Annotated in this window: 13 protein-coding genes; 7 read left to right on the top strand and 6 right to left on the bottom strand. The window is 57.7% G+C overall.

Annotated features, from left to right (window positions below; all coding sequences use genetic code 11):
- A partial coding sequence (locus O6929_09230) for a hypothetical protein (GenBank protein MCZ6480566.1) occupies window positions 1–185 on the top strand: 185 nt, incomplete at its 5' end.
- On the opposite strand, the gene O6929_09225 is transcribed toward O6929_09230, so the two are convergent.
- Complete coding sequence (locus O6929_09225) at window positions 168–563, bottom strand: hypothetical protein (GenBank protein MCZ6480565.1); 396 nt, start codon at window positions 561–563, stop codon at window positions 168–170. The genes O6929_09230 and O6929_09225 overlap by 18 nt on opposite strands.
- Before the next feature lie 103 nt (window positions 564–666).
- Here O6929_09225 and O6929_09220 point away from each other — a divergent pair, with 103 nt between their 5' ends.
- Window positions 667–1,065 (top strand): hypothetical protein, encoded by a 399-nt coding sequence (locus O6929_09220; GenBank protein MCZ6480564.1) that lies wholly within the window; start codon window positions 667–669, stop codon window positions 1,063–1,065.
- Window positions 1,066–1,795: 730 nt separating this feature from the next.
- Window positions 1,796–2,656 (top strand): undecaprenyl-diphosphate phosphatase, encoded by an 861-nt coding sequence (locus O6929_09215; GenBank protein ID MCZ6480563.1) that lies wholly within the window; start codon window positions 1,796–1,798, stop codon window positions 2,654–2,656.
- A 211-nt stretch (window positions 2,657–2,867) separates the two neighbouring features.
- Here O6929_09215 and O6929_09210 read toward each other — a convergent pair whose 3' ends face one another.
- Window positions 2,868–3,242 (bottom strand): hypothetical protein, encoded by a 375-nt coding sequence (locus O6929_09210; protein MCZ6480562.1) that lies wholly within the window; start codon window positions 3,240–3,242, stop codon window positions 2,868–2,870.
- An 860-nt stretch (window positions 3,243–4,102) separates the two neighbouring features.
- On the opposite strand from O6929_09210, the gene O6929_09205 reads away from it, so the two are divergent.
- Complete coding sequence (locus tag O6929_09205; GenBank protein MCZ6480561.1) at window positions 4,103–5,176, top strand: DUF3187 family protein; 1,074 nt, start codon at window positions 4,103–4,105, stop codon at window positions 5,174–5,176.
- Window positions 5,177–5,252: 76 nt separating this feature from the next.
- On the opposite strand, the gene O6929_09200 is transcribed toward O6929_09205, so the two are convergent.
- Both O6929_09200 and O6929_09195 read right to left on the bottom strand, forming a co-directional pair.
- Window positions 5,253–5,681 carry a hypothetical protein gene (locus tag O6929_09200; protein MCZ6480560.1) on the bottom strand — a complete coding sequence of 143 codons (429 nt, stop codon included), beginning with the start codon at window positions 5,679–5,681 and terminating at the stop codon, window positions 5,253–5,255.
- A 285-nt stretch (window positions 5,682–5,966) separates the two neighbouring features.
- Complete coding sequence (locus tag O6929_09195) at window positions 5,967–6,503, bottom strand: glycine zipper domain-containing protein (protein MCZ6480559.1); 537 nt, start codon at window positions 6,501–6,503, stop codon at window positions 5,967–5,969.
- A 140-nt stretch (window positions 6,504–6,643) separates the two neighbouring features.
- Between O6929_09195 and O6929_09190 the strand changes: the two genes are divergently transcribed.
- A complete protein-coding gene (locus O6929_09190) occupies window positions 6,644–7,204 on the top strand; it encodes a PspC domain-containing protein (GenBank protein ID MCZ6480558.1) in 561 nt (186 codons plus the stop codon).
- Window positions 7,205–7,285: 81 nt separating this feature from the next.
- Here the strand turns inward: O6929_09190 and O6929_09185 are convergent, their stop codons facing one another.
- Complete coding sequence (locus O6929_09185; protein ID MCZ6480557.1) at window positions 7,286–7,939, bottom strand: PilZ domain-containing protein; 654 nt, start codon at window positions 7,937–7,939, stop codon at window positions 7,286–7,288.
- Between the two features lie 321 nt (window positions 7,940–8,260).
- Between O6929_09185 and O6929_09180 the strand changes: the two genes are divergently transcribed.
- Together O6929_09180 and O6929_09175 are read left to right on the top strand one after the other, a co-directional pair.
- A complete protein-coding gene (locus O6929_09180; GenBank protein MCZ6480556.1) occupies window positions 8,261–8,407 on the top strand; it encodes a hypothetical protein in 147 nt (48 codons plus the stop codon).
- 209 nt (window positions 8,408–8,616) lie between these two features.
- The gene (locus tag O6929_09175) at window positions 8,617–8,910 is read left to right on the top strand and encodes a bacteriophage holin (protein MCZ6480555.1); all 294 of its coding nucleotides are present in this window, start codon (window positions 8,617–8,619) and stop codon (window positions 8,908–8,910) included.
- Between the two features lie 196 nt (window positions 8,911–9,106).
- Here the strand turns inward: O6929_09175 and O6929_09170 are convergent, their stop codons facing one another.
- Entirely contained in the window at window positions 9,107–9,292 is a 186-nt protein-coding gene (locus tag O6929_09170; protein ID MCZ6480554.1) for a hypothetical protein, read from the bottom strand.
- Window positions 9,293–9,506 lie beyond the last annotated feature (214 nt).

Raw genomic sequence — 9,506 nt, 5'->3', positions numbered from 1 at the left:
TACCAGACGATGTTGCGAAACAGATCACGGGCCACAAGACCGACGACGTCTACGATCGGTACGGACTCGCCCGGCGCGAGGACCGGAAGCGTGCAGCCGAGAAACTCGCGGAGCATTTATCCAGTCCACCAACAGGCCACGCACCCAAAAGAAAGGCAAAATCCCCCCTAAAAGTGATAAAATGACCAGGCCTGATGGGCCTGCGGTTCACCAGGATGGCGGAGGCCAATTCCATTGCATGGGAGCAGCTCTTGGCCGGGCAAACGGGTCAGGACCCCCGAACCTCCGTGCGCATCCCTGTCGACCTGGAAGTTACGTGCGTTATCCCTCCGGACACGCGCCTCCGGGGTCGGGCCGAGAATCTCAGCGATGGCGGCATGATGGTTCGTCTCCCTCAGGCGGTTCCCCCCCAGACCTGTGTGAAACTGAAGGTTCCTGGGGCGCTCGGTCTTCCGCCCATGGAGGCGGGCGTGATGTGGACGCGGGCGCATCGCGAAGTGCCCCACGTCGTCCACGGCTTGCGGTTCCTGGAAGGAGACATTGGCAAGGAACTCTTTCCTCATAGACACTCTCCTCCAGCGCTTCCTCGAATAAAACCAGATATGGCGTACGGACTCCCTCCTCATACGACCCGTCGGCAAGAAAATTGCAACTTGCGGCGTCGAAATGGGAAAACACTGGGTCCTGAGGGGTTTTGAGTTCGTGGTGGCGCTGGCCTGCTTGATCGCGGCCACCAGCACCTGGGCTCGGTCCGCTATGCCGGCTGAAATCCAGCTACAGCGTACGGCTAGGACGACCCAGGCTGCTGTGCCGACCTGCAGCTATAAGTGTGCCAAGACTCCCAGCCTCATCATCGTCGGCAACGCCAACGCGGCCCAGGTCGCTACCGCGACGCCCAGCTATCAGCGGATCAGAACGCCCAGCCTCATCATCGCTGGCGGGCCCCAGTCCGGTGTGCCGGCTGAAATCCAGCCACAGCGTCAGGCCAGGCCAGTGCAGGTTGCTGCGCAGACCCGCACGTATCGGCGAATTAGGACACCCGGTCTCTTGATCGTCGGCTGGTGAGCCGGCGACTTGATGTAGGAGATTTGACCGTGAAATTTCGGCTATGCAGGATGGCGCGGGCAGGGACCATAGCCGTGTTGTGCCTTCTCGTGAGCCAGGCGGCCTTGGCAGCGGACTTTCTATTCTTGGTGCCCGTCCAAATCAGTAATCAGGATCCGTCATGGGAGCGTGCAAGCGTGTCGTGCGTTGTTACGGGGGCACGACACAATGCTCGCGTGGCTGCCGGTACGATATACATCGATCTTTCTGAGGAGCGAAACCTGAAAGAGAACTATTACGTTCCGGCGAACCTCCTCCCGGGAGCCTCTCTCGAAGATGCGAAAGAGTGGTCGTGTCACATTAGGATTAGGCCAAAAGGCAGCCCTGGTTATCCCCCAATGTCGAGAACTCAACATGATGCGAGCCGCTCCCGAACTGTCGTCACGGGCCGTTTCTAATGCTGTCTTTGCCGTGGACCGGCGCACACACCTGATTTCTCGATCGATTCCGCAGAGCCTTCTAATTAAAATAACATCGAGAGAAGTCAAAACCCTCTGAGCGTGGTTGACAAGTCGCACGGGAAAGTATAATCTTTTGGTTTTCGTCGATCATCCCCGCCTTGAGGAATGACGAATAGGCATGTTGGCACTCTCCTTCGGCGGTTCGTCTAATAAGTTTCCCTCCCTGCATTACAGCCTTCACCTGGAGGGGATCTCTGTGGACAGGTGCGCCAGCGCTTGCGATCTCCGGCATGACCCTCCTTGAAGCCATTGTCCTGGCGGTGGTGCAGGGCCTGACGGAGTTCCTGCCCATCAGCTCGACCGCCCATCTGATTTTGGTGCCGTGGTTCTTTGGCTGGCATGACCCGGGGCTGACGTACAACGTGGTCTTGCACGCGGGGACACTGCTGGCCGTATTCGCCTACTTCGCGCGCACGTGGTGGTCGTTGCTCAGCGCTGCGCTGCGTTCGGCGATAGACGTTCTCTGGCCGCGCCCGATTCCCGACCCTCCAGCCGCACTCCCCCAGATGCAACTGAACCTCGCACTCTTCCGAGTGCTGGTTGTGGCGACCGTGCCGGCGGCCTTCGCAGGGTACTTTCTGGAAAGCAATGTTGAAACTCTCTTCCGCAGTCCTGTGCTGGTCGCGGGCATGTTGGCGGGTGTTGCTTTGCTCATGTGGGTGGCCGACCGGCGACCGACGTTGACGCGTGCAATGGAGACGCTCAGCTTTAAGGATGCGCTCGTCATCGGCATGGCGCAGGCAGTGGCATTCGTTCCGGGGACGTCGCGGGCGGGGATTACGATTGCCGCCGCGCTGTACCGCGATCTGACCCGCGAGTCCGCGGCACAGTTTTCTTTTCTGTTGGCGGCACCGATCATCGCCGGCGCCACGCTCAAGAAGGGCCTGGACCTCTGGAAACTCGGTTTGCCGCCGGGGCTGTCCGCGATGGATTTTGCCGTCGGTTTTGTGGTATCGGCGATCGTGGGCTACGCCGCCATCGCTTTCCTGCTGCGTTACCTGCAGGTGCGGACGCTGAAGGTCTTTGTGGTGTACCGTTTCGTTCTTGCCGGGATTATTGTGCTGATCGAGTTACTGCGCTCGGCCGCCTGAGGCGCCGACAAAAGCCCTCGGTCGCCCACAGCCTGCGGTCCCTCGGCCGAGGACAAGAAAATCCCGCCGGAGGCCACTCTCCTTCATATCCTCACGGGCAAGTAGCCCTGAACCCCGCGTATTATCGGCAGTTATGCGCAAGCTATGCACAGGTGTGTATAGGTGTGGGTTATGTGTGGATAAGTGTGGACAAGTGTGGATGTTTGAGGGTCTAAGTGCGGGGGGCAGAGCTTCTGTTTCTCGAAGGTTTCCTTCGCTGGAGGAGGTCCAGGAGCTTTTGCAGGCCCCGACGGTGCTCCTTGGCCCACCGACGGGTCTCGGGATCCTCGTCCTGTTGCGCCAGGTCCAGGGCCCGCAAAAGGTAGAGCGCTCGCCGGGCCAGGTCAGGGGCCTTCTCGCTGAGCTCTAGGTAGTTGGTCAGGTGTCGGTCCTTCCTGATCCGGGAGGCAATCGTTAACGCGACGGAGCGGAAGGCAGCCGCGATCTTGGCTTCCTCTCGCTGCGTAAAGGGCCCCTTGCGCGTGAGGGTATAGTAGTGCTCCCATTCGGGAGAGAAGGACCGACGTGACCGCTTTCGTGGTGGCATGTCGATTCGCTCCCGGAATGAGAATGAAGAGGTGGAGAGGGAGTGAGACCCTCCACTTATCATGAAACCCAGGTCAGCGTCAACCAGGACTTGAGGTCTCTTCAGAAGAGGTAGAGATCGAACCGAAAGAGGAATAGCCTCTGGCATAATCGTTGCAACGGCCTTTCGGCTAGTGTGGCCCGGGAGGCTTTTTGCTTTGAAGATATTCCATTCTTCCGCTCAGTTTTGGTGTGGCGGTGATCTTTGCGGGCTTCGCCGGCCTCTCCATATTCTAGTTTACCTCCTCGGCCTACTTTTCTTTCTCATCCTCATGGGTTGGCCAATCACGGGTTTTGCACAGGGAGCCGGTGATAACCGAATAAGCTCGAAGGTAGGAGTCGTCTACCGCGATAGCCAGAACCATCTCATATTGGGTATACCACGGAGCAACCTTAGGCAAGATACACGGGTCGTCATAATAACTCTTCCTGGTCAATCAGTCGTGTGTTGTGCCGAAGTCAACATGATCCCGTCAGCTGAACACGAGACAGTCCAGCAAGTCATCTTCGATAACGCCAAGTCTACAACCTACGATTTGAAAATAGATCACCAGCATAATGATGTTCGGTTTGGTTTCGGCATTATTGCCTCGCCGAGCGTTTTCTCGACAAAAGGCAGCGAAGTCGTAGCTGATTTGGACAGGGACGGTGTTCGCGAAACGTTCAGGGATTGCACCAGCCACGAGGGTGTGCATTTGACGATCTGGTCAGGACAACCACTCAAGGGTTCAAGACGGTGGCATGCCTATTTCTACCTGGGGTACGATACTGAGCCGTCCTGCGTAAAGAGAGATTTTGAGTAGCCCATTGATTTGGCCGCGCGTGAGGAAATGCATCCATGCTGTCATCGGGGTCGGCCTCGTCGCGTGGACTCTCCTTGTTCCCGGTGGGGTAGAGGTTTGGGCTGAAGAGGTCCACGGGCCCCTGGCCATTCGCAATCAATCGCCGATTCATCTCCTCTTCTTTCAGTTCGTGCCAGAGCGAGCGGTGCCCCTGGACTACAACCAAGTTCTTCTGCGCTTGGATATTGCCGAAACCAATACGTTGACGGCGGGCACAGGACGTGACGGCCTGAACGGCCGTTTGGACCTGGAGATGACGTATGCAAATCTTCAGGCACGGGTCGGCCTTGCCGAGGACTGGGAGGCGGGCGTTGACCTGCCGATCATCTACATGCACGGGGAGTTCATGGATGGGTTCATCGACTGGTTTGAAAGACTGATCCATTACGAACGGAACATCCGCGCAGAGGAGCGCAAGCAGGACGCGCGGAATGAGTACATGTATGACGTGTCTCGCAACAGCGAGCCGATCCTCAAGGGATCCGAGGGCCGCATTGGGTTGGGAGATGTGGCGTTTCAGCTCAAGTGGGCCCCGCCCCCGCTACGCGAGACCGCCTCCACCCCGGCGGTGGCGCTGCGCTTCGCCGTCAAGGTCCCATCTGGCGATGCAAAGGCAGGCTTTGGGAGCGGCGGCCCGGATATCGCGTTCGGCCTGGCCATTGAGAAGACCCTCAAGCGGTGGAGCCTGTACGGGAATCTCAACATGACCGTACCCTTAGCGGACGATTTCGAGAACAGTGACCTAAATGTCCACCCGATCTTTTCAGGAATGCTCGGATTCGAGTACCGCTTCAATCCTTCGCTGGCGCTCGTGGGACAGCTCAGCGCCAGCAGCCCACCGTTCCGCGACACGGAACTGGACTTTTTGGACGGTTGGACCGACTGGCCGGCCTTGGGTCTGAGCTGGGCACCCACCCCGGCCTGGCGCCTCCAGCTAGGAATCATGGAGAATCTCTTCACCTCGGGTGATGCCGGGGCCGACTTCGGTTTCTTCCTCTCGGCCTCGTACCGCTTCTCTCTTTCACCCGGCGAATCACCCGTCGAGCATCCCTAGGTCGACAAAAAAAAGAGACCGCCAAAGTATCATCCTTTGGCGGTCTGTTCTTGACCCGTGTACGCTTGAGGCGACTTTATGAGGGTGGGACGGGTGGAAGCATTTTACCCTTTTTCACCATCCGCATTGCTTGAGCAAAGCGCTTGTGAAAAGTGGTTTCGCTCGTCCCGGATTTGACGCCCACGTGTCGCTTCGTGACAACGGTGACCTTGGTGTGCTTTCGGTCAATCCTGTCCACCCATGCGATCGTCAGGGATGTCCACGGGGCCCATTCGTTGCCGTTCCGGCCGACCATGTAGCCATTCCTTCGATGCTCCTCGATGACGTCGAAAGCTTCCCAGTGGAAGACGGTCTTGGTAATCTTCCAGGCCTGGCCGGGGCTGATGTGGTAGATGTGACTCGTCCCTTGATCCTTGGTCTCTACCATGTTAGCCGGTGTCGCGCATCCTGCCACTCCGAGCAGGGCGACAAGCATCCCGAACACTATCATTCTGTGGTTACGCATCCGATTAACCCTCCTTCTCCTCATCATGTCCGCCCACGTGAGGTGCCCCGTGATCCACCACAGGTGAGGGGTGCACCGGTTGTGCCATGGACCGACGGGAAAGTAAGCGGTCGATTCTGAAGAGAAAGGAAGGGTGTTGGAAGAAGCGGGGGCGAAGAAGAGCCTGTCACTTTGTCAACGGGTTTTCCGTAGGGAACATTATGTCACAGCACTTAGTCCGCCGCACAAATGGAAAAGCCCCCGGGAGGTGTTCCGGGGGCTCTCTTCATCGCCCGTCTTACGTGACTACTTCTTTTTCCATTTCTTATGTTTGTGCTTGTGCTTGGCTACAGCCCAGGGAGGCGGCCCTCCACGGAGGTGTCTGCGAGGCACCTCCACCACAGGGCCAGGGACGACTCGGACAACAGACCATGTCCCGCCCCACTGGATGGTCGCGTGCCATACATGCCCATCCCAGTAGTAGTAGTGACCTTCATAAAAAAGGATGTGGGGATGCGGCTCGACGACGTACACTCCCCACGAGGGCTCATACCGCAATGCCGGCCCGGCGGCAGTGGGTGGCGGCGGGGGGTAATGCCGAACGGCGGCCTCTCGTTCCCGTGCCTGCGCTTGATCCCCGATAACGGCCCCGGCCAGCGCGCCCATCGCGCCGCCGATGACCGCCCCCTGAACGGGTTTACCGCTTGCACTACCGATGATTGCCCCCGCGCCAGCGCCGACGGCAGCTCCGGTGACCGCCCCCCGCTCCCGCGTGGTCGCAGGTCCACCGGCACAAGCACCAAGAAACACACCCGACAAAAGCATTATCCCGATCCGCTTCATTCACTCACCTCCTGGCCCGTTGATCAGGGTCCAGGGTCAGGAGTGAGCAAAAGCTGTGCCAGGAGTCGGCCTCGTGCGCTTTCTCTTTTGCGGGAAATGAATTGCCGGCAGCTTGACACCCCTGACAGCGTGGGGGATACTTGAGTCCCGTTCAGGAGCTGCAGGAACGGGCTGTTCTTTTTTGGGAGATGGCCGCGTCCCTCAATGATGCGTTCGGATCGAAACAGATGAAGGCCATGAAAAAACTGTATCGCTCTCAAACAGACAAAAAGATAGGCGGTATTTGCGGTGGATTGGGTCACATGTTTTCGATCGATTCCGCGCTGATAAGGCTTGCCCTCGTTTTTATAGCGGTGATCCTTATCGTTGCGAACGGGGCAGTCGGAATACTCCCTATTATTGTTGCCTACATCGTGGGGTGGATCATCGTTCCGGTCGCCTCACCACAACACGGTGAAGCTGTGGAGATCAGCGTGAAAAAACTGTATCGGTCGCAAACTGACAAAAAGATCGCGGGTATTTGCGGTGGATTGGGTGAGATATTTTCGACCGATTCTACGCTCATACGGCTTGCGGTGGTTTTCATAGGATTGGTGACGGCGATCGTGCCTGTCGTTGTCGTTTATATAGTCGGATGGATGATCATTCCGATTGGCCCCCCACAGCAAGACCAAGATGAAAAGAATGTCGCGACCGCCTAACCGTGTCTGCCACGCTTCGCAAATTGGCTCGAGGATGACAATTGGAATTGACCGAGTCCGCAAAGAAGACCAAATCCAAGATTACTTGGCGGTGTCGGTGATCTTCGACAAGGCATGCTTGGCTTGGGGACTTAGGGACACCCATTGGAGGCTATGTGGGTAGCTTCCGTCCTGTGGGCTCGGCGCGGTTCCCACAACCTCTGCATGTCCTCGGAAGTGCAGTTTGCCGATGATGATGAGGACGGCGAGCCGGCTACCGGCGGCAAACTCTCTGGGGAGCCAAACCTGCGCGCCCTCGCTGCTCAGGTCCCTGGTTTCCCCGGTCACCTGTTCAGCGGGCCAGGTGTCCGGGGCGTCCAAGGCGTAACACTCGACAGGCAGTTTGACGGACACGGGGGGCTGGCTGGGGGTATCGGGCTGAGGGGCGGGCGGGTCTACGAGGAGGTGTAGTTTGATCGGGTCGTCCACGGTGACCAAGTTGCGCATGGACGGGACATCCACCAGATCCTTTTTGAAGAGGTGTTCATGAACCTGCTGCAGGATCTGGCAAAGTTCCGAGAGCGCGTGAATTGGTACGGCGAGCCCCTCCGGTTCTGGTAGGGAAATTCCACCGCCCTGCGCGGAGCGGTCGTAGACCCGGAGTTCCACCTGCAGCTCCCCTTCCTTGTCCTCCTGGAGCCATACGCGGATCTCCTCAGACGCGTTGCGGCTGACCCGGCCGAAGCTGTTCTTCACGGCCCGTACTCCTTCGAAACTACGGCGCTGTTTCCGCCGCAGTTCCGCTTGTTAAAGAGGTTTTGCAATGGGTGTGCCAAGAATCACACGGTGTAAGTAGCTATTTTTAAATGTGTGGTTGGCCGCCATTCTCCGGATTCTGCTCAGCTGATCTAGATCATATCAATACCTGACCATCCTCATTGCTGCTTCCTTGCAGTGCTATATGTTTGTTTACGGAGACATCGGTTGGCGTCCATCGCGTTGTCGCGTTGGCAGTCGATCGAGAAGGGAGGGGGACTGGACGGAGCAGGCCTCGAGTAGGAAAGGAGGAATTGAAAGATGCATAACACAGACTCTTACAACAAAGGATATCTATGTGCCGCGGCTCTTGGTGTGATAGGGGGCGGGCTCTTGGTTCTTGCCACAAAGGCCATTTCCAACATCGTCCCTTTCATGAAGGAAAAAATGGCCGGCGGCTGTTCCTGACTCCAGAAACTGGATGAGCTGGTCAAGCTCAATCGGCAAATGATTGCGGCTTCGACGGGAACAATCCCAGGCGAGATCGAGAGTCCCGAGAGGGCAATGCCGGGTGCGGCTCCAGACGAAAGTTGCCAGTGCCACTAAAACCTTGCGGTCTTCTTTTCTACTGTGTGGGCAAACGAATAGATACGAAAACATTACAAGAGGTGTGAAAGGTGTTTCAAGTCGCGCGAGGGATTTTTGCTTTAGCGCGAATGGGGGAGATGATGCAGTCTTTGAGTATTAAAGGCCTGGGCTTATCTCTCGGGCTGACCTGGGGAGTGGGGGTGATTTTCATTGGGCTGGCTGGCTCTGTAGGCTGGGGCCGACCAGTGGTCGATTTGCTGGGGTCCCTTTACTTGGGCTTTGGGCCAAGTCTCGGCGGCAGCCTGATCGGTGGAGTCTGGGCTTTCATCGATGGGGCTGTCGGTGGGATCGTTATTGCCTGGCTGTACAACCGCTTCTGTTAGGGAGAAAAAAAGGCCCGGGTCGAGCGACAGGGCGAGATCAGCGACGAGCCGTGTTGTCAGCAGAAGGACGACCGTTCTTTGTCGTCGTGTTCCTGTGCCGTTCGAACTTCTTCATGGCCTGGTCCACGACCTGAGAGCACACGGTCTTGAACGACTCTTCATTGGTCCGCTGTCCTACAGCAAACCCTCCTCAGAATCACGCAATGGCTACGGTAGTCGCGAACACGAAGGCCGCAATGATTCCACCTACCCTTCGCCGGAGATAGGCCGACAACAGGAAGTCCCGCTCACTGACAAGCGTGTCGTACTTCTCTCGATCGACCACTGCCACAGGTTTCGTAGAGGGATCGGATCGCTCAGAGTCTTCGGGTCTTTCGCTCATGTTCGGCTAGGCCTTCATCATGAGGTTCGAAGGCCTCTTTTCCGTCCGATGACTTTCGGAAGCGGGAGTACTGGCCGAATACTTTGGTCACACCGCTCTTGAGCCATCTGTAAAGGTCCCTCGGTAACCTGGCCGGACCAGATAACTTGGGGAGTTTCCTAGAGCCCCAGCAGTACGGGCAAGGGGTCAGCGTATAGCCCGGGTCGCTCCCCCC

The sequence above is a fragment of the Candidatus Methylomirabilota bacterium genome (genome assembly GCA_027293415.1).
Lineage (GTDB): Bacteria > Methylomirabilota > Methylomirabilia > Methylomirabilales > CSP1-5 > CSP1-5.
Note: the sequence above shows the minus strand (reverse complement) of the source record. Positions and strands in the feature narration are given on the sequence as shown.